Raw genomic sequence first — 22,910 nt, forward strand, 5'->3', positions numbered from 1 at the left:
ACAAAGCGAACGCATATTTTCTCCCTAGATGTGCCATGATAGAACCTATGGACACCCGTCAACTTCTTTATTTCCGTGCCGTTGTAGACAATGGGTCCTTCACCCATGCCGCCGCAGCCCTCGAAATGACACAGCCCTCCCTGAGCCTTTCCATCCGCAAATTGGAAAAGGAACTCAATACCCAGTTGCTGTCCCGGGGGCGTTCGGGCGTAACCACCACGGAGGCGGGTGATTATGTCTATGACACCGCCCTCAAGGTCGATGCCCTGCTTGCCGATGCCCAGCGCCACATCAGCGAAATCACCGGCGATAACGCCAATACCGTCTCCCTGACGTCGTGCCCCATTTTGAACTGGGAATTTACCCCTTCCATCCTCTCCGAGCTCACCGAAATCCACCCCTCAGCTCGCATTAGCCTGGATGATTCCACCGCGGCTACCGCCATCAAGCGGCTCTTAGAGGGCCAGGTGGACCTCGCGCTCTTGCCGACGTCCGACCCCAAAGCCTTCATTCGCCGCTACTCTCCCGAGCTGACTATCCACGACGTCGCCGAGTTCGACTACTCCCTCGCGGTACCAGAGGCCATGGCGGATCTTCCTTCCCCCGTCTCCCTGCAGGACTTGCGCGAGGAAACCTGGCTGGTGCCTCCCCACTGCCGCGAGCTTCCCGGCATGGCGGAGCTTTACGATGAACTGTGGGAGAACCACCCCTCCTACAAACCGAATCACATTCAAGACGTGGCATCGCTGCACGCTGCCATTCCGATGATTTCCAGTGGCTTTGGCATCAGCTTCATGCCGCGGTGCGCCCCCGCGCTGCACCCGCAGGGTATCGCTTCGCTAGCGGTCAAAGAGGAACTTCCGAGCTTCCACGCCATCGTTGCGTACCGCTCCGACCGCGAATTGACCCCAGCCGCCCAAGAATTGGTCGGAATTCTGCGCGCGCACAATTCCGTCCGCCCCCTGGCTTAGAAATCACCGTGGCCGTGGGCTAATATGAGTGTGCTGTCCAGCCCCCATAGCTCAGCGGATTAGAGCAGTGGGTTTCTACCCCATGTGTCGCGGGTTCGAGTCCTGCTGGGGGCACCGTGTGAAGTCTCGAGACATCGTTCCTTTAAGCTACGATGCCTCGAGACTTTTTCACAGCGTGCCGGCTTTTTGTCTACGCTAGGGTCTTTAGCAACTGGCTCCTTCGAAAGGCTCGACAATGTCACTTCCGGCACCATCTCGTACCTCCTACGCCCTGGTTACGGGCGCTAGTCAGGGCATCGGCAAGGCGATGGCCCACGATTTCGCGGCGATGGGCTATAACGTCATCCTCGTTGCCCGGCGCGGCGAAATCCTGAAAGACATCGCCACAGAACTTGAGCGCCGCCACCACATTGAGGCCATTGCCTTGCCCGCGGATTTGGCCACTGATGAGGGGGTCGAGGCGGTCATTGATGCCATCTCCTCCAAGGAAGTCTCCATCCTGGTCAATTCCGCCGGCATCGCCAGCTTCGGGCCCTTCATGGACCAGGACTGGGGCTACGAGACCTCCCAGTTCGCCTTAAACGGCACCGCCGTGCACCGCCTGACCCGTGCCGCGCTGGAACACATGCTCCCGCGGCGCGCGGGCGCCATTTGCAATGTAGGCTCAACGGCCGGCAATATCCCCATCCCCAATAACGCGACCTACGTCTTTACCAAGGCCGGGGTGAATGCGTTTACGGAGGCGCTGCACTATGAGCTCAAGGGCTCTGGGATCAGCTGCACCCTGCTAGCTCCTGGGCCGGTGCGCGAGGCCACCATCGCCGAGGAAGACCAGACCATCGTGGATAAGGTCGTGCCCGATGCGCTGTGGACCACCTACGAGTCCTGCTCCCAAGAGACCATCGCGGCCATGCAAAAAGGCCAACGCCGCGTGGTCCCTGGCCCCTTATCAAAGGCGATGAACGTGGTCAGCAAGGTGTTGCCAACCCCAGTCATCGCGCCGCTTATCGGGCGTTTTTATTCCCAGATGGGTTAACTTTCAGCATTCTTGCCGGCTGCTTGGCTCCCGGCTGCTTGTGCCGCCGCGCGGGCGTTTTTGCGGTCCACCCAGAAGTCCGCATTCTTGATGCCCACCGCTTCTGGGTCGAATTCCGGATCCTTGCCCGCCTTCTTTTGCTTCTCGTAGTCCTTCAGGACCTTAAGCGCCGGAACCTGCAGGAAGAGGATGGCGATGATATTTAGCCATGCGGTGGTACCCACGCCGATATCGCCCAGTGCCCAGGCAGAACCCGGCGTCGTGGTGGCACCCACGATGACCGAAACGATGATGAGGATGCGCAGCGCCCACACCAGGCCGCGGCGAATCGGGCGAGACTTAACCCAACGGTTGAAGTAGGTCAGGTTGACCTCGGACATGTAGTAGTACGCCAGCACGGTGGTAAAGGCGAAGAAGGCAATGGACACGGCGATAAACGTCGGGCCCCAACCGGCAAAGACGCTATCGAGGCCGGATTGGACGAAGCCGGGGCCGACCGCGACGTCGTCGGGAAGCGAACCTTGGTAGACAACCTCGCCATCCTCGGATTCGCCACGGAAGACCGTGTACATATCCGTGGAGATGATCATAAACGCCGTTGCGGAGCAGACGAAGAGGGTGTCGATGTACACGGCGAAGGACTGCACGAAGCCCTGCTTAGCCGGGTGGGAGACTTCCGCGGCGGCAGCGGACTGCGGGCCGGTACCCTGGCCGGCCTCGTTGGAGTAAATACCGCGCTTAACGCCCCACATGATGGCCACACCCAGCATGCCGGAGAACCCAGCCTCGAGGTTGAACGCAGACTTAAAGATAAGGCCGAAGACCTCTGGAATCTGCGAGTAGTTGATGAGCATCACCACGATGGAAATGCCGATGTAAATCACGGCCATAAACGGCACGACAAGGGTGGCGAAGTTAGCGATGCGCTTGACTCCACCGATAATGATGATGGCCAAAATGCCGGCCAGGACAACCGCTGCCCAGGTGGAGTTAACACCCCACGCGGTATCGGCAGCCGCGGCAACCGCATTGGCCTGGATGCCCGGCAGGAAGTAGCTGGTGGCCAAAATCATGGCGATCGCAAAGAGGATGCCATAGACCATCATGAACGGCGCGGCCTTGGTGTGCTTATACGCTTTTTCGATGTAGTAAGCCGGGCCACCGCGGTACTCGCCGGTGTCCTGGTCTTTTTCTTTATAAATCTGCGCCAGGGTGCACTCGATGAAGGAGGTGGACGAGCCCAAAAGCGCCACAGCCCACATCCAGAACACCGCACCAGGGCCACCGAAGGCGATGGCCGTGGACACGCCGGCGATATTACCCACGCCCACGCGGCCGGATAGCGAGACCATCAACGATTGAAAGGAAGAAACACCGTCGTCGGATTTTTCACCCTTGGAAATTTGCCGCAGCATATCCGGTAGGCAGCGGACCTGCAGGCCCCGCGTTACCACGGTGAAATAAACACCCGCACCCAAGCACAAAAACACGAGGGCGGGCGACCAAATTATGGAATTGAGGGCATCGAGAAAGTTTGCCATCGAGAAACTCCTTAGTCATTCGCACCTCCCTTGTGAAGCACGATATAGAAAGTATGCCGTAAATCACTTCCCAGTGTCGGTAAAACGATAGGTAAATTTTTCTTTTCACTTTGTGGGGTGCAGATCGGCCCGCGCGGAGGGCCCCGTCAGTCGGGGTTAGAATGGAACGCATGTCTTCTCCCGAAATCGCCGCAAAATATGATCGCCTCGTGTGGATCGACCTGGAAATGACCGGCCTCGACCCGGAACGCCACGTCATCGTCGAGGTGGCCGCAGTCATCACGGACGGCAACCTCAACATCCTTGGCAAGGGCATCGATCTCGTCGTCCACGCCACCGAAGAGGAACTATCCCAGATGGATTCCTTCGTCACCGAAATGCACGCAAACTCCGGCCTCGATAAGGAAATCCGCCAGTCCACCACGACCATCCACGAGGCCGAGGACGCGGTACTGGCGCTCATCAACGAGCACTGCGAGCACCCGGCTCCCCTAGCCGGCAATTCCATCGCCACCGACCGCACCTTCATCCGCACCTATATGCCGCGGCTAGATGAGGCGCTGCACTACCGCATGATCGATGTCTCAACCATCAAGGAGCTCGCCCGGCGCTGGCACCCGCGGGCCTACTACAACCAGCCCGATAAGGGCATGGCACACCGCGCGCTGCAGGACATCATCGAGTCCATCCGCGAGCTCGATTTCTATCGCCGCAGCGTCTTTCGCACCGATGAGGGCCCAACTTCTACCGAAGCCGAGGAGCTCAAGGCCGAAACCACCGCCGATTACCAGGCGTTTTTGTAATTTACGCGGCGTGAGTTAACCTATATCTCGTTGCTTTCGCGCAACGATGGTGGCTGTAGTTCAGCTGGTAGAGCACCAGGTTGTGATCCTGGTTGTCGCGGGTTCGAGTCCCGTCAGCCACCCCAATCTCCCGAGCCCCGCGCTCGGGATTTTTTATATCTCCACCACCATTTCCTCCGAGCGGGCCCTCCCCGCGAGATCCGGCATGTCTCCGGTAATCAGGAACTCATCGACGCCCAGCTGCTTGCCGATGCCCCTTAGTTCCTCCCCCACTTCCCCCACCGTCCCCCAGACGTCGTGGCCCAGGGACTCGTCGATGCGGCGCTGTTGCTGGCTCGTTAGCCCCTCCAGATCCAATTCGCGGGCTGGGCGCAGCGGCGCGAATTCCCCGGTGGACTGGGCCATGACCTTTGCATAGGACTCCGGCAGCAAAAGGTCCCGCGCTTGGTCCGCGGTATCGGCCACGGCGATATTGAGGGAGGAGATGATAGGTGGGGCATCGGCAAGCGCATGCTCGCGGTAGAGCCGCGCCGCCTTTTCCTGCATTTCTACGGGCCCGCCCAGGATGACACCCAATCCCAGCCGCGCGGCCACCCTGACCGACCGGAAGCCGGCGAGGATATAGATGGGCGTGCCCGCATACTCGGGCCGCACCGTCACCGCCGCCTCTCCGCGCAGGTAGCGCAACAGGGCCTCGACCTCGTTCTCGAACTGCGGCTTGAGCTCCAGCGGATCGCCCTGGCGCAGCGCCTTACGCACCGGCTCCGTAAAGCCCACCGAGGAGCCCAACCCAATATCGATCCTGCCGGGGTACAGCGCCTCCAAGAGGTTAATCTGTTCCGCGACTAGAAACGGCGGGTGGTTGAGCAGCATAATGCCTGCGGTGCCCACGCGAATGCGCTGCGTGCGCGCCGCCACGTGCGAAGCCAACATGCCTGGCTGGCCCGCGGGGATGCCCGGCACCCCGTGGTGCTCGGCGAGGAAAAACCTGTGAAAACCCAGCCGCTCCACATGCTGCGCATGCTCGGCTACCCCATCGAGTCTGCCTGCCGCCCCGCGGTCCAAAATAGAAAAGCGCATGGCCACCACTGTAGCCATGCGCCTAAAAATGTTGCGGATTATTGATTAGCGTCCGCGTTGCCCTTGGACCATTCCTCCCAGGACATATTCCAATCGCCCAAGCCGTCCAAGGGGTTAAGCGTCCCACCATAAGTATTGATTACGTGGACGATATCACCGCGCTTGACGGTGTTCTGGAACCACTGCGCGGCCTCTGGCGTCACGTTGATGCAGCCGTGGGAGGTATTGGAATTACCCTGAGCCCACACGGACCACGGTGCGGAGTGCACGTAGATACCGGAATAAGACATCTGGGTAGCCCAGTCCACCTCGGTGCTGTAGCCGCCCGCATCGTGCGCAAGCCCGAAGGTCTCAGAATCCATCAGCAGCGACTGGTGCTGATCGCCAATGACATAACGCCCATTCGGGGTGTCATATTGATAATCGCGACCGAGCGATACCGGAATGGTGCGCAAGAGCTCCTTGTTCTTATAGACCTTCATGGTCTTGGTGGCATTATCCACCAGCGTCACGGTGCGATCCCCGATGGTGAAATCCGTCCCGGTATTTTCCCCGCCGTAGATGCCGCCACCGAGGTCCTTGCCGTACTGATCGACCTTAACCTCAACCTTGGTGCCCGGCTCCCAATACTCCTTGGGGCGCCAGCGCACCTCTTGGTTATTCACCCAGTAGAACGCGCCTTCCACCTCTGGGTTGGTCTTAACCGTAATCGTGTCCTCTGCCGCCTTGCGGTCGGTGATATAGGTGCCGAAATTGACGCCGATAACCTGGCCCACACCCACCTCAGAGCCGGGGATAGGCGTCATCGCCACCTGGGCGACGCCCGCCGCCTGGGAGGTGGAAAAGCTCAGGTTCTTCTTATTGCCATCCTTGTCAGTGGCCACGATGGAATAAGTGTGGTTATAGCCAAGATCCTCCGCCGTAGTCCACTTCTTACCGTCCTCAGAAAGCTTTTCTTCAACTTCCACGCCCAGCTCATTGGTCATGGTCACGCTCTTGAGCTCGGTGGTGGATTCCACGGTGACAGGCTTGGATGGATCGACATCCTCTGCCCCATCCTTCACGGAGGCGGAAAGCTTGGACTTTTCTTTCTGCTCAGATTGCTCAGCTGAGCTCGAGGTAGATTCCTGGTCCCCCGAGCGGTTTTCAGCGGCGGAATTAACGGAGCACGAGGCTACTACCAGGGAAATGCACGCAATGCTCGCAGCAGCAATGCGGCGGGGTTTAGGGAGGGAAATAATCACTAAGTAGACCTTAGAAATACAGTAGTTCTTTCAAGACCAATCCAGACTATCGCCTTGCCACCCCAAATACCAGAAACAAGCGCACCATTATCCAAACTGTTATATTCCCCCAGAAATGTACTATGAGCTGGCGATTTTACAGTTTTTCAACCGGAGTGCTAAAGTTTCTACTCGTTGCACAGAGAGCCACACGGCAGGACGTCAACACTGCGCCATTAGCTCAATTGGCAGAGCAACTGACTCTTAATCAGTGGGTTCGGGGTTCGATTCCCTGATGGCGCACAACAGCAAAATCGCGAGGCAAGTACCTCGCGATTTTTTCGTTTTCAAAGCTAGCAGTTCAAGGCTAGCAAAAAGGCCGAGCATCTCGCTCGGCCTTTGCTTATTTCACGCGTTGGGGCGCGACGACGGGAACACCGCGGTGCTCCACGATGTCCGCCTCTACCCCATAAACACTTTCCACCAGTTCGCGCGTGAGCACGTCTCCAGGCGTGCCCTGGGCGCGGATACGGCCGGATTTGAGTACCACCAGCTGGTCACACATGCGCGCGGCCAGGTTGATGTCATGGATGGCCACCAGCCCCAGGCTGCCTTCGCGCCTAGCCTTCTCGCGCACCTCCTCGAGGACGAAGAACTGGCGATGCAGGTCGAGCGCGGACGTCGGCTCATCCAAGAGCATCAGGCCGGGATTTCCCACCAGCATCTGCGCCACGGCGACGAGCTGACGCTGGCCGCCAGATAGCTCGTTGAGGTAGCGCGAGGCAATGGCGTCCAGCCCCATCGCGTGCAGCACCTCGCCGGTGCGGGTAATAGGGTCCTCGCACGCTTCCCGACGCGCCGCGATCAGCACCGTTTCAAACGCCCGCAGCGCCGCGGTGCTGGGCAAATCCTGCGGGACGTAGCCAATCAGCTGGCGGCGGCGCTTGCCCCGCGGGCTTTCTCCTTCCACCAGGAAATCCACCTCGCCCTTGTACCCGCGGTGCACGCCGGCAAGGGACTTGATCAGCGTGGTTTTACCGGACGCGTTGGGACCTAAGAGGCCGACCAGTTGACCGCCTTGCAGCGTATCCACGTCTACCGCTTCGAGCACGGTGTGCTTGCCGTAGGCTGCGCTTATACCGCGCAGGGTAAGTTCTACGTCCACAGCGCCCTCCTTCGAGTCATCACGATGGCGATAAAGAACGGCACGCCCAAAAGCGAGGTCACGATGCCAATCGGAATGGCCAGACCCGGCTTAATCATCAGGCTTGCCGCGTGCGCCGCACACATCACGGCCGCGCCGGCGGCCATGGAGGCGGGCACGAAATAGCGCTGGTCCTCGCCCACCAGCATACGAGCGATGTGCGGGCCCACGAGGCCGATAAAGCCGATGATGCCGGCGAAGGCCACCGTCGTTGCCGCCACGAGGGAGACCACGATGAGCACCACCACGCGTAGCCGCGCGGTATTAATGCCCATGGCGGCAGCGCGGGCATCGCCAAGCCGCAAGGCCGTAAGCCGCCACGACAGCGCCCACAAAATGGGCAGGGCGACCAGCAGCACGCCCGCGAGCACGCCATTGGCGGCCCAGTTGGCACGGGTGAGCGAACCCATGGACCAAAAGACGATCTGCTGGAGCGCCTCGGCCGAAGACTGGTACTGGATAAGCGCGAGCATGGCCTGGAAGAAAAAGACCAAACCAATGCCCAGCAGCACCATGGTCTCCGCTTTCGCACCCCGGATAATGGCCGCCACGACGATGATCGCCGTCGCCACCGCCGCAGACAACCACGCCACCAGCGCCAGGTTGAACTGCGGCTGGGTTAGCAGCTGCCACTTGAGCACGATGGAACTAGCGCCGCCGAAGGCCGCCGCGGCGGAAATACCGAGGGTAAACGGCTCCGCCAGCGGGTTATTCAAGATGGTCTGCATCTCCGCGCCGGCCAGCGAGAGGCTGACGCCGATGAGCAGGGCCATAACGGCCATCGGCAAGCGCAGCTTCCACAGCACCGTATGCGTCTGGTCATCCAGGCTCGAGGGATTCACGATGCCCCTGATGACCTCGCCGGGGCTGATGTCGATGGCGCCGACGAAGTTGCTGACCACAAACGCCACCGCCGCAATGAGGCACAGGCCCGCGACGATGCTGATGCGCTGCCAGGTGAGCTTCTTGTGTTGCTGCGTCAGGGCAGCTACCTCCGCGCTCACCATTAATTCGTGCTAAAGAAGGTTCCCTCGCCAGCAACCGGCGAGTACTTTTCTTGCGCTTGCATCCACTGCTTGTCGATGTCCATATCCTCATACGCCTCCGGGTTCATCCATTCCGCGATCTGCAGCAGCGCCAGGTAGTTGAACGGCGAGTTGTAGAACTGGTGCCACATGCTGTGCAGCTTGTGGTCCTTGACCGCGCGCAGGTTCTCAAATCCCGGCTGTGTGCTCGGCAGCTTGGTAACGCTCGCCTCCGCCTCATCTTCACCAATGCCATAGCCCACTGCGGCGTAGCCGACGGGGTTGCCCTCATCGTCCTTCATCTCGGACCAATCGCCGCCGGTGGCAATCACCATGTCTGGGTCAGTCTCGAGGACCTTTTCTGGGGTCAGGGCACCGGATTCGCCCGGGATGATGCCATCGGCTACGTTATCGCCACCGGCGACGTTGACCAGCTGCGAGATATTGGAATCATTCCACGAACCACAGCAGTCCGAGACACCGGCCGCGCGCCAAACGAAGGTTTTGGGCTTGTCCTTTACCTTGTCCGCACGCTCCTTGACCAGGTCCACGGTTTCTTGCCACTCTTTGTTGAATTCCTTGGCGCGCTCTTCTTGGCCGAAGATCTCACCGAAAATATCCATGGACTTGGTGGTATTCTCCAGCGGCTTGGCGCGGAAATCGGTCACGGCGTACTTGAGGCCCGCCTGATCCATCTTGTCGGTCAGTCCGGCTTCCTGCGAGGCGTCGTACTGATCCTTGGACAAAACGATGAGGTCCGGGTCCAGGCTCACCAGGTTTTCCACCGTGACATCGCCCTTGGTGAACCCGCCGATTTCCGGCAGTTCATTGACCTTGGGCAGCTTTTCTTCCAAGACGTTGTAGTAGTCCGGCACGTTCTTCTTCAGGTCGGATCCGATGCCCACGACCTTATCCAGCGGATCCTCGGTATTGAGGATGCCGGTGGCGAAGATGGAGCGGCCCTCGCCCAACAGGACGCGCTCGGGGGCCTTGTCGAGTTCTACGTCGCGGCCCGCGAGGTCGGTGAAGGACAGGGCAGCATCGTCGCTGCCACCGCCGTTGTTGGTAGTTTCTTCGGCGGTGCTGCAGCCTACGAGTGCGGTGGCGGAGGCCGCCACCACGGCCATTACCTTGGGAAATCTATTTGCCATTTTAAGTCCTTGGTCGGTCGGAATCCTCGAACTGAGGATAAGTGCGAACTTATCCTAACCTACCCAAGTAAGGTGACCCAAACCTAAACTGCGTCCTCGGCGATTGCATAATCTTCCGGCTCGCCCTTGGGCACCTCAGTGCCGTCCGCCATGGTGCGGTCCTCCAATTCGCCGTCCGGATCCACGATGGCGATATCGAAGCCAGCCTCGCGGATGCGCCGGAGGCCTTCCTTCAGCATGCGCCGGCCCATCCGGTTGGATCCGGTGATATGGGATAGCTCCAGCACCACCGTGCCCTCACCAAATTCGCATTCGGTGAGCTGATGCAAGATGGTCTCCGCCGCGTTGAAGTTGATAAGCCCCTGCAGGAAGATCACCGTGAGATCGTCCTCGGTCTCCATCCTGCGAACCGGGTGCACGCCGTAGCGCTCATCCGTGGACATCAAGTGCAGCCCCATATCCTTCGAGAGCAAGGTCAAGGCATCCACCCCGCGGACGGAATTGCCCTCCTTATTTAGCCGCGGCGAAAACGTCGCTACCCCCAATTGTCCAGGCAGGGTACCCAGCAGGCCGCCCGAAACGCCGGATTTCGCCGGGATACCAACCTCGGCCATCCAGCGCCCAGCGCCGTCGTACATGCCCGCAGAGCTCATGACAGAAAGCGTCAAGCGGCAGACATCGGCATCCAAGATCTTCTCCCCCGTCACCGGCTGCGTGCCACCATTGGCCAGGGTGGCAGACATCACGGCAAGGTCGCGCACCGTGACCTTAATCGAGCACTGCTCCACGTAGGTCGAGACCGCATCGTGGGCCTCATCCTGAATGATGTCGTAATTGCGCAGCATGTGCGCCAAAGACAGGTTCCTATCGGAGACCTGCAGCTCGGAATCGCGCACCTTTTCATCGAGTTTCAGCTCGCGGCCAGCCAGCCGTGAAAAGTAGGTGCGCAGCTGTTCCACGCGCTCGGCAGGATCCGAATCCACGCCATTAATCAGCTGCGTTACCGCAATCGCGCCCGCGTTAATCATCGGATTCACCGGCCGGTGATCATCGCGGTTGAGCGAAAGCTCATTGAAGGCCTCGCCGGACGGTTCCATGCCAACGATCTCGCGCACCGCATCCAAGCCCAGTTCCTGCAACGCTAAGGCGTATGCAAAAGGCTTCGACACGGACTGCAGGGTGAATTCCACCTCTGCATCGCCGGCGGAATACACATGCCCCGTCGTGGTACAGATGGCCACGCCCAGGTAGTCCGGTTCCGCCTTCGCGAGCTCGGGAATATAGTCCGCCACCGCGCCGCTGCGATTTCCTCGCACCCGAGTCAAAATTTCCTGCAAATAAAAAGGAATTGGAGTTTTCATCGCGACCTAGCATACGAAAAAAGCCCCCACGGCGCGCGTGGGGGTAAGGCGGGGAAAATTAGTGGCGCTCAGACAGCAGGCGCTGCAATTCCTTCAGGTCGCTCTTGCGGCGACGCGAGCGGAACACGGAAAAGGCAATCAGCCCAACGACGGCAGCGCCGACGCCACCGAGTACCAGCTGCACGTTGCGGTCCTGCAACTTTTCGGTGGCGGCATCCTTGGCGTCATCGACGAGGTTTTGCGGCTTGCTGCGATCTGCAATTTCATCCAGGGTGCTAGCCAGCTGGCGCCGGGTGCGTTCGATATCGCGTTGAATATCTTCAATATTGCGTGCCACGGAATTCTCCTCTTAGCTTAAGTTTCGCTCTTAACGAGCTTATCTTACCGTGCAGGGCCTCCACCGCGCAGGCCGGGGAGCACGTAAAGTGGGGTCCATGACTGAAACTCGTTTGAACGTAGGAGATACCGCCCCCGCTTTTTCGCTTGCCGATGCCACCGGCAGCACCGTTTCCCTTTCCGATTACGCAGGCCAGCGCGTGCTGGTGTACTTCTACCCGCGCGCCAATACGCCTGGCTGCACCAAGGAAGCCTGCGATTTTCGCGATTCCCTAGAAGAGCTCAATGAGCTCAATATCGCGGTGGTAGGCATCTCCCCCGATAAGCCCGAGGCGCTGGCGAAGTTCCGCGATGACCACGATCTCAACTTCCCGTTGCTTTCTGATCCAGATAAGTCCGTCATGACCGCATACGGCGCCTTTGGGGAAAAGAAGAACTACGGCAAGGTGGTCCAGGGCGTTATTCGTTCCACCTTCCTCGTAGAGCCGGATGGCACCATCGGGCAGACCCACTACAACGTGAAAGCCACCGGGCACGTCGCGCGCGTGATGAAGGGCCTCGAGTAAGCCGGTGGAGGAGATCCTCGTCCCGCGGCGCCGGCCAGCGCAGGCGCGTAGCCGGGAGCGTTTTGAGCGCATTGTGCAGGCGGCGCGCGCCGTGCTTGTCGATGTCGGCTTTGAATCCTTCACCTTCGATGAAGTCGCCCACCGCGCCGAGGTGCCCATCGGCACGCTGTATCAGTTCTTTGCCAATAAATACGTGCTCATTTGCGAGCTCGACCGGCAAGATACCGCTACCAGCCTGGCCGAAATCGAGCGTTTTTCGCGCCTCGTGCCAGCCCCGCAGTGGCCGGATGTCTTGGATGAATTCATCGACCACCTCGCGCGGATGTGGCGCGAGGACCCCTCCCGGCGCGCCGTTTGGCACGCCATCCAGTCCACCCCGGCGACGCGGGCCACGGCGGCCGATACGGAGCTGCAGCTCTTGGAGCCGCTTGCCGAGATCCTCCGCCCCCTTGCCACCGAGCACAGCGATGCGCAACGCATTGAGCTGGCGCGCTTCCTTATCCACACCGTGGTCTCGCTGCTTAATTACGCCATTTCGGGTGATCCAGACAAGTTCGATTCCGTGGTCATGGAGCTAAAGCGCATGCTGATTTCGTACCTCTTTGCGGTGGCCGCGGGATAAGTTTGTAGACGTTTATACAAGTTATCCACAGGCGGGCGCTGGGCGCGATTGGCGCCGCGGTAGCGCGCGCCTAGATTTGCAGGCATGAACGCACTGCAGGCCTATGCCACCCAGATTTCCTCGGCGATGGATATCCTCGCCGAGGCCCACGGTATGCCTGAAAGCGCCCTCGTTGAGCTCGGCCTACCGGATGTCGAGGCCCGCGAGCTGCTCTGCCTGGCGGAGGTTTATTTCGGCACCACTTCCTTTAGCCGCAAGCAGCGCCTTGCCGCCGCGGGCGCGCGCCACCACGATTTGGTGACGCTGAAACTCATCGAGAAGTACGCCACCCGCGCGGCTACCAAGCGCGCCGCGTGGAACCTGCGCGTAGAGCTGTGCCGGCAACACGGACCAGCCTCCGAGATTGCCCGGCTCGCTAAAAAGCGCCTGCGCGAATGGCGCCCGCGCCGGCGGCCGCCGCGCGAGGGCGTACAACTCCTGCGCCGCCCGGATGGCCCGTGGACGATGCGCATTACTGCGCCCTCGTCCTTCCTCGCGGATCTCGATTCCGCCCTCGACCCCGATAACCCACTCGCATCCTTCCGCGAACTCCTCCGCGGCGAGGGCGCTGCCACGGTACAGACCACGACGAACGTGATTATCCCGCTCAACGCACTGGATCAAATACTGGAAGGCGATGGCGACGAGGTCACGCTTCGGCTCACCAACGGCTCGACCATTACCGGCGCGCAGCTCGTCGAGCGCACCTTTAGCGAACACGGGCTAGCCACGCTTATCCACCCAGTGAAGGGCCCGGTCAACCTGTATCGGACCTCGCGGTTCGCCTCGGAAAAACAGCGGCTGATGGCCGCCGCCGAAAACCCCACCTGCCCGTGGCCGCCGTGCAATCACCCGGCGGATAAGTCTCAAATCCACCACCTGCAGGCGTGGAAGCACGGCGGGATGACCAACGCGGACAACCTCACCGTGTGCTGCCCGTACCACAACGGGGTGAACCAAGACGATCCGAACGCCCCTCCCCTGCGCGGCCGCCTTGCCCGGGTAAACGGCAAGGTCCGCTGGATCCGCTAGCGCTGCCTCATCGAGGTAGCGCTACTCGGCGTGCGCAAGCAACTCCGCACACACATCACCGGGAAAGAGCTCTCGGGTCATCCGGGCGAAGTCCTCCCGGCCCAGCGCACCCGCGCCCTCTGGCACACTGCCCCACAACCGGCAACCCGTGACCGCCGGAAGCTCGTCCACGTTCAGCCGCGTCGCCAGATCCGGCCTCGCGGGCAAACTGCCGCCGATAAGCCCCATCACGTTAATCCTGCGCCGCTGCGCCTCGCGGACGGTGAGCTCGGCAGCGTTGAGGCTGCCAAGACCGAGGGAGGTGACAATGAGGAGGTTGGTGGCGACATCGGCAAGCGTGTAGTCGTCTGCCAAACGCACCAGCAGGCCGCCGGCACCTTCCACCAGCACCACCCGGCCTGGTGCGTCCAACCCTGCGATCCAGTCCCAGAGTTCCTCTTTGCTCGGCGGAGTCATGCGGGCCCGGCGCGCCGAAAGGTTCGGTGCCAGCGGCTCGGGAAAACGCACCATCTCCGTGACCTCGACCCCGGCCAGGGCCCGCACCGTCGCCGCATCGCCGCTATTGCCCGGCTCGCCGGTCTGCAGGGGCTTGGCATAGACGACCTCGCGCCCACTCTGGGCAAGGGCGCTGGCGAGCACCGCCGTGGCCACCGTCTTTCCCACGTCGGTATTGGTGCCGGTGACAAAGATAATCATCGCTTTCCTCCTCCTACCGCAGCGCGCACACCGCGGCAAATCTGCGCGACCTCGTCTTCGGTACTGATAAAAGGCGGCATGGTGTAGATAAGGCGGCCGAACGGGCGCAGCCACACGCCTTGGTCCACCGCCGCGTCCGTAGCACCTGACATATCGACGTCGCGCTCCATCTCCACCACGCCGATAGCCCCCAGCACCCGCACGTCCGCCACGCCCGGCTCGTCCTCTAGCCCGGAAAGCCCGGCGCGCAGCTGCTTCTCGATGCCCGCAACCTGCCCCCGCCACCTTCCCTCCAGGATCATGGAGGTCGCCTCGGCAGATACCGCGCAGGCCAGCGGGTTGGCCATAAAGGTCGGGCCATGCATCAGCGCGCGTGGGTGCATACCCTCGGCAACCCGGGCGGTGGCGAGCGTGGCGGCCATCGTCATGAAACCGCCGGTCATCGCCTTACCCACGCACATGATATCCGGCACCACTCCCGCCGCCTGGGTGGTAAAGAGGTCCCCGGTGCGCCCAAAACCCGTGGCTATTTCATCCGCGATCAGCACGATTCCGTGGCGGTCGCAGATTTCGCGCGCCCCGCGCACCAGCTCGTGGTCGTGGAAGCGCATGCCGCCGGCGCCTTGGACGACGGGCTCGATGATCAAGGCTGCGACTTCGTTCGTAATGCAGCCTTCCAGCTCGCGTAGGTAATCCGCGCGCGCCTTCTCGCTCGCCCCGCGCGTGGGCGGTGCTGGGGCGAAAACCTGCTGCGCCAGGGTGCCGGTCCACATCGAGTGCATGCCGCCATCGGGATCGCACACGCTCATCGCGGCAAAGGTATCGCCGTGATAACCCGAGCGCCAGGTCAGCATCTTGGTGCGCTCCGGGTGGCCGATCCCCTGCTGGTATTGCAGAGCCATCTTGATGGCGACCTCTACCGAGACCGATCCCGAATCCGCATAAAAGACCTGCGCGAAGTCGTGGCGCGTGAGCTCCATGAGATTGGACGTTAGCCGCGCTGCCGGCTCGTGCGTGAGCCCGCCGAACATCACGTGGCTCATGCGGTCGATCTGTTCCTTAGCGGCGGCGGTAAGCCGCGGGTGGCTGTGGCCGTGGGCGGCGGCCCACCAGGAGGACATGGCGTCGATGAGCTGGGTGCCATCGGCAAGCGTGAGGTGGACACCTGCGGCCGACTCGACGACGCGCGTGGGCGCGCCGGGCTCGGCATAGGGGTGCCAGATGTGGTGGGCATCGATTGTCGCTATGTCGCTAGTAGAAATATTCACCAAATTAGATCTAGCACACACTTTCAGCCGCTATAGTGCTTTTCATGAAAGTTCTTGAACAGCGTTCAATTCGCCGCGTACCCCTAGTTTTGCCGGCAGTTGCGGGCATCGAAATGTGGGAGCGCTTCAGTTTTTATGGCATGCAAGCCATCCTCGCGTACTACCTCTACTCCACCTCTGATGGGCTCGGCATGGAGCAAACGCAAGCCACCGCGCTCGTCGGCGCGTACGGCAGTCTGCTTTACCTCTTTACGTTTGTGGGCGGCTGGGTCAGCGACCGCCTCTTGGGTGCCGAGCGCACCCTGCTTACCGGTGCTGGGCTGTTGGTGTGCGGACACTTTTCCCTTTCGCTAATTCCCGGCACCGCAGGGCTCATCATCGGGCTCTTGCCGCTCGCGCTTGGCTCGGGGCTGCTCAAGACCGCCGCGATAACGATTCTGGGCGCCGCTTTCCCCGCCGAGGCCGGCGCGCGCGACGGGGTCTTTCAGATTTTCTACCTCGGCATCAATATCGGCGCGCTTTTTGGCCCCATGCTCACGGGCTGGCTGGCGGAGGAATACGGCTACCACGCCGGATTCTTCGCCGCAGCGGTGCTCATGTGCTGCGGCTGCGCCACCTACGGCGCACTGCGGAAAAAGATAGACGCGCCAACTCGTCCGCCTCATCCCACCCAGGCCCCAGGCAAGGCGGGCTTGGTCGCGCTGGCGGCGCTACTGGCCGGCGTGCTGATCATTATCACCGTTTCTCCGGCAACGCTGACGATGCTGCTTCTTATCGCCACGGTAGCGGCCGCGGCGGGGCTTTTTGCCAGTATGCTGCGATCCTCGCGGGTCACCGCGGATGAACGGCGCCGCATCCTGGATTTCATTCCGCTTTTCGCCTGCTCAACGGCCTACTGGACCCTGCAACCGCAAATCTACGGCGTGCTTGCGGTCTATTCGGATCAGCGCCTCAACCGATCCATCGGCGGATTCGAGATCCCGCGGGCGTGGACGCAATCGCTCAACCCGCTATTCATCCTCCTGCTCTCGCTACCCTTGGCCGCGGGCATGACGCGCTGGGCCAACTCGCGGCGCGCGCGCATGGGCTGCGGCATCATCTTCGCCGGTGCGGGCATGTTCCTTCTGTTGCCCCTTTGTGGGAGGCGGGGAAAATTCCACGCCGTTCCTGGTATTAGCGGGCACCATCTTTTTGATGTCGCTCGGCGAGCTCTTCATCGGCCCAGTGGGCATGGCCGCATCCGCCGCGCACGCGCCGCGGGCATATGCCACCCGCTTTTCCGCGCTGTACTTCCTCACCATGGCCATCGGCACCTCGTTGGCCGGTTCGATGTCGCAGCTGTACGATACCACCTCGGCATCTGCCGAAACGACCTACCTCATCATCATGGGCGGCGTCCCCATCATCCTGGGGCTGGTCCTCCTCCTGCGGCGCAGGTAAGCTCCTATCGCCCGGCGGACTCATCCAGGGCGCGGTCCGCCATGAGTACGTCGCGCATACCGCTGAATAGATCGCCCATTCCCTGCGGGTTGGACGGCATATAGAGCACGGAGGCTTGGCCGTTATCCGAGACATCGACCATCGCGTCGAGGTACTGCGACACCAGCATGAGGACCTCGGGAGATTCCTGCACACCGGCATCGCGCAGTAGCTCGTACTGCTGGGCGATGCCCTCTACAATCTCCTTGCGCTGCTCGGCAACACCCCTACCCTGCAGCTTCTTTGCCTCCGCGGCACCCTCGGCTTCTTTGACCACGCGGATCTTTTCCGCCTCCGCCTGGGCGATGGCCGCCTCGCGCTCGCGCTGCGCCGCGTTAATGGAGTTCATGGACTCGCGCACGCGGGAATCCGGGCGAATATCGGTTACCAGCGTATTGACGAAGTTCCAGCCGTATTCGGCCATATTATCCCGGAGAGAGGCCGCCACGTTCTGCGCGATGGTGTCCTTGGAGGAAAAAGACTCGTCCAAGCCCATATTCGCCACCGACGAGCGCACATTATCTTGCACATAGGCCACGATCTGTTGCTCGTGGTTGGAGAGCATATAAAAGGCCTCGCGCTCGCGGCCTTCTACCACCTCGTACTGCACCGCAACCGGGATTTGGACGAAGACATTATCCTTCGTCTTGGTTTCCACCATTACGTCCAGTTGGCGCACCTGCAGCGAAATCTTATCGCGCACGCGGTCGATCCAGGGCATCTTGAAGTGCAACCCCGCGTGGGCGACTGTCTGGAATTTACCCAACCGTTCCAAGATGGCCGCCTCGCGGGTACGCACGATGTAATAGCCATCAAATACGGTGGCGAGAATCAGCAAGATGATGATACCGATGATGATTAAGCTCAACATTTCCTCTCCCTAACTACGTATGTGAAATTAATTTTCGCACAGGCGGAAAGCGTTCGCTAGTGGTCATCGATAAGCGCAAAGAGCTTGCCCATCACCTCCGCGCCGTTCTCGCCGATGCCATTGTGCTGGTACTCATTCGTCACCCACGGCCGCAGATCGCCCAAGTGCGCGGCGGTGGACAAAGATTCCTCCAGGGGAACGAAAATATCGTCGAGGTAGATGGCGGCGGCGGTGGTGGGGGCATCGGCAAGCGCATAAGGCGCAGTAAATTCCCGCTCCGCCAAGCCGTGCGCGCCCTCCTTGAAGGCCTGCAGCGCCGGGTCCTCGTCGAACTGCCACGGGAAAATATGCTCGCCGGTCAGCCAAGTGCCGGACTCGGCAAACTCTGGGAACTCCTCCCGCACGCGATGCGCCGCCCACTGCGTCGCCGCCTGCCCGCCGCTGCCGGCATAAATGGACTCGTGGATCGCCGCATAAAGCGGGGCCTCCGCAAAGCTCACGCGCTCGCCGATGCCCCACAGGAAATCATCCCGCAGCACCTTCTCTCCCCGCACGGTACGGAAGGGCTCTTCCAGGAGGTAGGCCAGGCCGTCGAACCCGGTGCCCCGCCCCAAATCGGTGCCAATGGTGCGAAAGCGCAGCGAGGACAGCCGCTCGCCGGTGTGCAGGCGTTCATCGGAATTATCAAGGTGGGCGATGATTTCCTCGATGCGGCGCCGCACCCAGGGGAACTCGCGGTAGAAACGCTCCTGGCGGGCCTTGAGCTTGCTAAAAGTCGTGCGGTAGAGGTGATCCGCACCCTGCAGCGTGGGGATGCCGCCGGTGAAAAACGCGTGCTTGACGGACTCGGGAGCCTGAGACAGGTACGCAGTGATGCAAAAGCCGCCGAAGGACTGGCCGAACAGGGACCAAGTCTCCAACCCCAGGTGTTCGCGGAGGCGCTCGGCATCGCGCACGATACTGTCCTGGCGCAATAAGGCCAGGTGTTCGGCGCTGCGCTCTTCTGCGGGGCTCAGCCTATCGATGCGGTGCGATCGCCCCGTGCCGCGCTGATCGAGGAGGATGACGCGGTAGCGCTCGAGCGCCTTGCCGATAAGCCCCGTCGGTTTGACCGGCCGTGGGGCCGGAAAACCTGGGCCTCCCTGCAGGTACAGCAGCGCCGGCAAGTCCTCGCCGCCTGGCGGGATGATTTCGCGGGCATAGAGAGCAAAAGTTCCGCGCGGATTGTCATAATCCCACGGGACTTCCAGGGTGTGTTCAATAATATCGTGGCCGAAGCGGCGGTAGTGAGTCATGCCCACCCAGGTTAGTAAACCTCCAGGCCCTTCGCGCGGAACACGTCGCGGACTTTTTCCACGTCTTCCGGCTTCGGCGGCTTGGTATCTGCCAAGTGGTAGGTCATATCGAGCCCCTCCCACTTGTCCTTACCCATATTGTGGAAGGGCAGGACCTCGACGCGTTCTACATTGGACTTCCACCGCGCCACGATGGAGGCGACGTTTTCTACGTTCTCGGCCGAATCCGTCAGGCCCGGCACGACGACGAAGCGAATCCACACCGGCTTGCCTATCGCGTTGAGGCGGTCACCAAAATCGAGCGTGGGCTGCAGCTGGCGCCTCGTTACGCGCTGATAGGTTTCCTCATCGCCCGACTTCACGTCCAGCAGCACGAGGTCGATATTGTCTAGGTCTTCATCGCGCAGGCGCGAGCCTAAGAAGCCTGAGGTATCGATGGTGGTGTGGATGCCGGCGTCGTGGACCTCCTTAAGCACGCGGCGGGTAAACGCAATCTGGAAGAGGGGCTCACCACCGGAGATGGTCAGGCCACCACCGGAGGCCTGGAAGATGGGCTTGTAGCGCTTGATGCGTTTGACCACATCGTCTACCCGCTCCAAGGTGCCGGTCTTCATCTCCATGGTGTCCGGGTTATGGCAATACTGGCAGCGCAGGGGGCAGCCGGACATGAACATGGTCATGCGGGTGCCCGGGCCGTCGACGGCGGTTACCAGCTCCCAAGAGTGCACGAGGGCGATATCGCCGGTGCGGCGCGCCTCCATGAGCTCGGGGCGGGTAATCTCATCGAGTTCGTGGTCGGTTCCCAGGCCCGCGGCAACACCGCGAACGCGCTCGCCGGATTCCGGCGACAGGGTGACCACACCAGTAATGCCATCAGCCATGATTATGAACCCTGGTGGAAGGTGCGGGAAATGACGTCAAGTTGCTGCTCCTTTGTGAGCTTGACAAAGTTGACCGCGTAGCCAGAGACGCGAACGGTGAGGTTCGGGTACTTCTCTGGGTGCTCAACGGCATCTTCCAGCGTGGACTTGTCCAGCACGTTGATGTTGGCGTGGTACAGGCCAGAGTTCATCTTGTGCTCGTCGCGGCTGGCCTTCATGTCTGAAAGGCGTTCTGCATAGGTTGGGGTTGCCATGATGGTTCTCCTTGTCGTGATTCTTATTGTTCCATGATGAAGCCGGCATCCAGCACGCCCACCAAGTTGGTGATGCGCTCTTCTGGGGTGCGGCCCAATCCGGACGGGGTGATGGTATTGGTCAGCGAGATGCCGTCCAGGGCATCCTTGTAATCCAGCTTGCCCACCGACAGCATGGAGGCGACCATGCCGTGGTTATCCGCGCCGTTTTCGGGGTTAGCACCCGGGGAGAAGGGGGTGCCGGCCTTGTGGCCCGACGGGAAGGAGCCTGTTGCCTTGCCGTAGACCACGTTGGAGGTAATGGTCAGCACGGACTGGGTGGGGATGGCGTTGCGGTACATCGGGATGGCCTTAATCTTTTCCATCACGGTGTGCACGATGGTGGCGGCGATATCATCGGCGCGGTCATCGTCGTTGCCGTAGAACGGGAATTCGCCTTCGGTGATGTAATCCGTAATCAGGCCGGTCTCATCCCGGACCGGGGTGACCTTGGCGTACTTGATGGCGGATAGCGAATCGGCGACGATGGAAAGTCCCGCGATGCCGCAGCCCATGGAGCGGATGATATTGGAATCATGCAGCGCCATTTCCACGGCCTCGTAGGCGTACTTATCGTGCGAGTAATGGATGATGTTTAGTGCCTCGACGTAGGTGCCAACCACCCAGTCCAGCATCTCCTCGTACTTTTGCCAGACCTCGTCGAAGTCCAACGGGCCATCGCCTTGAATCGGCTCGTAGCCTTCGACGATTTGCTTGCCGGAGACCTCGTCCCGGCCGCCGTTCATGGCATAGAGCAGGGCCTTGGCGGCATTGACGCGGGCGCCGAAGAACTGCATCTGCTTGCCCACTTCCATCGGGGACACGCAGCAGGCAATCGCGGCGTCATCGCCCCACTCGTCGCGAATCTGGCGGTCAGACTCGTATTGGATGGAGGAGGTTTCGATGGAGATGTGCGCGCAGAATTCCTTGTAGCCTGCGGGAAGCTCCGGATCCCAGAAAATGGTGATATTCGGCTCCGGTGATGGCCCCAGGTTGATCAGGGTCTGCAGGAGGCGGAAGGAAGTCTTGGTGACCATGTGGCGGCCATCGCTGCCGAAGCCGGCATCGGACCAGGTGGCCCAGTACGGGTCGCCGGAGAAAATCTGGTCATAGTCGATGGTGCGCAGGAAGCGGACGATGCGCAGCTTCAGCACGAGCGCGTCGATGATTTCCTGTGCCTGCTCCTCGGTGATGATGCCAGCGGCTAGGTCGCGCTCGAAGTAGCAGTCGAAGAACGCAGACAGGCGGCCGATGGACATGGCGGCACCATCCTGGGACTTGATGGAGGCGAGGTAGCCAAAGTAGGTCCACTGCACGGCCTCGTGTGCGGTGCGCGCCGGCTCGGAGATGTCAAAACCGTAGGACTCGGCCATCGCCTTGAGCTTCTTCAGGGCCTTGATCTGCTCGGAGTGCTCCTCGCGGTAGCGGGCCCAGTGCTCGGAAAAGCCGGCATCGGCAATGGCATCGCGGGCCTCAATCTTTTCTTGGATGAGGAAGTCCACGCCGTACAGCGCCACGCGGCGGTAATCGCCGATGATGCGGCCGCGGCCATAGGCATCGGGCAGGCCGGTGATGATGTGTGATGAACGGGCGGCGCGGATGCGCGGGGTGTAGATATCGAAGACCGCATCGTTGTGGGTCTTGCGGTAGCGGGTGAAGATCTTCTCCACCTCGGGGTCTACCTCTTTGCCCGCCTCGCCGATGGCCTGCTTCACCATGCGCCAGCCGCCGAACGGCATCATGGCGCGCTTAAGCGGAGTATCGGTTTGTAGGCCGACGATGACGTCATCGTCTTCTGAGATGTAGCCGGCCGGGAAGGCATCGATATCGGTCGGGGTGTGCGTATCGACATCGTAAATGCGCTTTTCGCGCTCGACTGACAGGTAGTCCTTTTCCAGGGTGTCCCACACGCGCAGCGTCTTATCGGTAGGCCCAGCGAGGAAGCTGGAATCGCCGTTATAAGGCGTGTAGTTGCGCTGGATGAAATCGCGGACATTGATGCCCTCGGTCCAAGGGCCGGGCGCAAAACCTTCCCACCCTTGATACTGCTGGGGCTTAGTTGCGGTAGTCATAATTCCCTTCTTCTGGGTCAAATTTCCCGGGGCACATGCCGCCTTTTTCTTCCCGCAGCATCCAG

21 protein-coding genes, 3 tRNA genes and 1 pseudogene are annotated in these 22,910 nt (G+C 61.1%); 10 read left to right on the top strand and 15 right to left on the bottom strand.

Annotated features, from left to right (window positions below):
• Positions 1 to 47: 47 nt before the first annotated feature.
• From ACLI1T_RS09085 to cmrA, 3 genes are all read left to right on the top strand, one after another.
• Positions 48 to 971, top strand: a complete 924-nt coding sequence (locus ACLI1T_RS09085) for a LysR family transcriptional regulator (protein WP_411702484.1) — start codon at positions 48 to 50, stop codon at positions 969 to 971.
• Between the two features lie 40 nt (positions 972 to 1,011).
• A tRNA-Arg gene (locus tag ACLI1T_RS09090) sits at positions 1,012 to 1,085 on the top strand.
• A 121-nt stretch (positions 1,086 to 1,206) separates the two neighbouring features.
• Positions 1,207 to 2,007: a mycolate reductase gene (gene cmrA / locus ACLI1T_RS09095; RefSeq protein WP_349863553.1), complete on the top strand. Its 801-nt coding sequence runs from the start codon at positions 1,207 to 1,209 to the stop codon at positions 2,005 to 2,007.
• Here cmrA and ACLI1T_RS09100 read toward each other — a convergent pair.
• Positions 2,004 to 3,548, bottom strand: a complete 1,545-nt coding sequence (locus ACLI1T_RS09100; RefSeq protein WP_349863556.1) for an alanine/glycine:cation symporter family protein — start codon at positions 3,546 to 3,548, stop codon at positions 2,004 to 2,006. The genes cmrA and ACLI1T_RS09100 overlap by 4 nt on opposite strands.
• A gap of 161 nt (positions 3,549 to 3,709) precedes the next feature.
• On the opposite strand from ACLI1T_RS09100, the gene orn reads away from it, so the two are divergent.
• Complete coding sequence (gene orn / locus ACLI1T_RS09105) at positions 3,710 to 4,351, top strand: oligoribonuclease (RefSeq protein WP_411702485.1); 642 nt, start codon at positions 3,710 to 3,712, stop codon at positions 4,349 to 4,351.
• Between the two features lie 49 nt (positions 4,352 to 4,400).
• Positions 4,401 to 4,476: transfer RNA gene (locus ACLI1T_RS09110), tRNA-His, on the top strand.
• Between the two features lie 28 nt (positions 4,477 to 4,504).
• On the opposite strand, the gene ACLI1T_RS09115 is transcribed toward ACLI1T_RS09110, so the two are convergent.
• Positions 4,505 to 5,449, bottom strand: a complete 945-nt coding sequence (locus tag ACLI1T_RS09115; RefSeq protein ID WP_411702486.1) for an MsnO8 family LLM class oxidoreductase — start codon at positions 5,447 to 5,449, stop codon at positions 4,505 to 4,507.
• 20 nt (positions 5,450 to 5,469) lie between these two features.
• A complete protein-coding gene (locus ACLI1T_RS09120) occupies positions 5,470 to 6,675 on the bottom strand; it encodes a L,D-transpeptidase (protein ID WP_411702487.1) in 1,206 nt (401 codons plus the stop codon).
• 209 nt (positions 6,676 to 6,884) lie between these two features.
• Here ACLI1T_RS09120 and ACLI1T_RS09125 point away from each other — a divergent pair.
• A tRNA-Lys gene (locus tag ACLI1T_RS09125) sits at positions 6,885 to 6,957 on the top strand.
• 100 nt (positions 6,958 to 7,057) lie between these two features.
• Here ACLI1T_RS09125 and ACLI1T_RS09130 read toward each other — a convergent pair.
• From ACLI1T_RS09130 to ACLI1T_RS09150, 5 genes are all read right to left on the bottom strand, one after another.
• Positions 7,058 to 7,819, bottom strand: coding sequence for an ABC transporter ATP-binding protein (locus ACLI1T_RS09130; protein WP_284771617.1), 762 nt, complete (start codon positions 7,817 to 7,819; stop codon positions 7,058 to 7,060).
• Positions 7,810 to 8,865, bottom strand: a complete 1,056-nt coding sequence (locus ACLI1T_RS09135; protein WP_239269886.1) for a FecCD family ABC transporter permease — start codon at positions 8,863 to 8,865, stop codon at positions 7,810 to 7,812. The genes ACLI1T_RS09130 and ACLI1T_RS09135 overlap by 10 nt, the downstream gene beginning before the upstream one ends.
• A complete protein-coding gene (locus ACLI1T_RS09140; protein ID WP_411702488.1) occupies positions 8,865 to 10,034 on the bottom strand; it encodes an ABC transporter substrate-binding protein in 1,170 nt (389 codons plus the stop codon). Before ACLI1T_RS09140 ends, ACLI1T_RS09135 begins: the two co-directional genes overlap by 1 nt.
• An 83-nt stretch (positions 10,035 to 10,117) precedes the next feature.
• Positions 10,118 to 11,395, bottom strand: coding sequence for a glutaminase (locus ACLI1T_RS09145; protein WP_411702489.1), 1,278 nt, complete (start codon positions 11,393 to 11,395; stop codon positions 10,118 to 10,120).
• A 58-nt stretch (positions 11,396 to 11,453) separates the two neighbouring features.
• Entirely contained in the window at positions 11,454 to 11,732 is a 279-nt protein-coding gene (locus ACLI1T_RS09150) for a DUF3618 domain-containing protein (RefSeq protein WP_239269889.1), read from the bottom strand.
• A 97-nt stretch (positions 11,733 to 11,829) separates the two neighbouring features.
• Between ACLI1T_RS09150 and bcp the strand changes: the two genes are divergently transcribed.
• The 3 genes from bcp (at position 11,830) to ACLI1T_RS09165 (ending at position 13,990) form a co-directional block, all read left to right on the top strand.
• Entirely contained in the window at positions 11,830 to 12,297 is a 468-nt protein-coding gene (bcp, locus tag ACLI1T_RS09155) for a thioredoxin-dependent thiol peroxidase (protein WP_411702490.1), read from the top strand.
• A gap of 4 nt (positions 12,298 to 12,301) precedes the next feature.
• Complete coding sequence (locus ACLI1T_RS09160) at positions 12,302 to 12,919, top strand: TetR/AcrR family transcriptional regulator (RefSeq protein WP_284641530.1); 618 nt, start codon at positions 12,302 to 12,304, stop codon at positions 12,917 to 12,919.
• 84 nt (positions 12,920 to 13,003) lie between these two features.
• On the top strand, positions 13,004 to 13,990 hold the full coding sequence (locus ACLI1T_RS09165) for an HNH endonuclease signature motif containing protein (protein WP_411702491.1): 987 nt from the start codon (positions 13,004 to 13,006) through the stop codon (positions 13,988 to 13,990).
• 21 nt (positions 13,991 to 14,011) lie between these two features.
• Here the strand turns inward: ACLI1T_RS09165 and bioD are convergent, their stop codons facing one another.
• On the bottom strand, positions 14,012 to 14,686 hold the full coding sequence (bioD, locus tag ACLI1T_RS09170; protein ID WP_411703311.1) for a dethiobiotin synthase: 675 nt from the start codon (positions 14,684 to 14,686) through the stop codon (positions 14,012 to 14,014).
• A complete protein-coding gene (locus ACLI1T_RS09175) occupies positions 14,683 to 15,957 on the bottom strand; it encodes an adenosylmethionine--8-amino-7-oxononanoate transaminase (protein ID WP_349852811.1) in 1,275 nt (424 codons plus the stop codon). Before ACLI1T_RS09175 ends, bioD begins: the two co-directional genes overlap by 4 nt.
• Before the next feature lie 41 nt (positions 15,958 to 15,998).
• Here ACLI1T_RS09175 and ACLI1T_RS09180 point away from each other — a divergent pair.
• A pseudogene (locus tag ACLI1T_RS09180) lies at positions 15,999 to 17,394 on the top strand (peptide MFS transporter).
• 4 nt (positions 17,395 to 17,398) lie between these two features.
• On the opposite strand, the gene ACLI1T_RS09185 reads toward ACLI1T_RS09180, so the two are convergent.
• Genes ACLI1T_RS09185 through pflB form a run of 5 tightly spaced genes read right to left on the bottom strand, consistent with a single transcriptional unit; the run spans position 17,399 to position 22,845 of the window.
• A complete protein-coding gene (locus ACLI1T_RS09185; RefSeq protein WP_284771626.1) occupies positions 17,399 to 18,304 on the bottom strand; it encodes an SPFH domain-containing protein in 906 nt (301 codons plus the stop codon).
• 56 nt (positions 18,305 to 18,360) lie between these two features.
• Positions 18,361 to 19,599 carry an alpha/beta fold hydrolase gene (locus ACLI1T_RS09190; RefSeq protein WP_411702492.1) on the bottom strand — a complete coding sequence of 413 codons (1,239 nt, stop codon included), beginning with the start codon at positions 19,597 to 19,599 and terminating at the stop codon, positions 18,361 to 18,363.
• 11 nt (positions 19,600 to 19,610) lie between these two features.
• Positions 19,611 to 20,480: a pyruvate formate-lyase-activating protein gene (gene pflA, locus ACLI1T_RS09195; RefSeq protein ID WP_005277788.1), complete on the bottom strand. Its 870-nt coding sequence runs from the start codon at positions 20,478 to 20,480 to the stop codon at positions 19,611 to 19,613.
• 2 nt (positions 20,481 to 20,482) lie between these two features.
• Entirely contained in the window at positions 20,483 to 20,734 is a 252-nt protein-coding gene (gene grcA2 / locus ACLI1T_RS09200; RefSeq protein ID WP_005284503.1) for an autonomous glycyl radical cofactor GrcA2, read from the bottom strand.
• 23 nt (positions 20,735 to 20,757) lie between these two features.
• Entirely contained in the window at positions 20,758 to 22,845 is a 2,088-nt protein-coding gene (gene pflB, locus ACLI1T_RS09205) for a formate C-acetyltransferase (protein WP_411702493.1), read from the bottom strand.
• Positions 22,846 to 22,910 lie beyond the last annotated feature (65 nt).

This window comes from Corynebacterium tuingiense, assembly GCF_046718165.1.
Lineage (GTDB): Bacteria > Actinomycetota > Actinomycetes > Mycobacteriales > Mycobacteriaceae > Corynebacterium.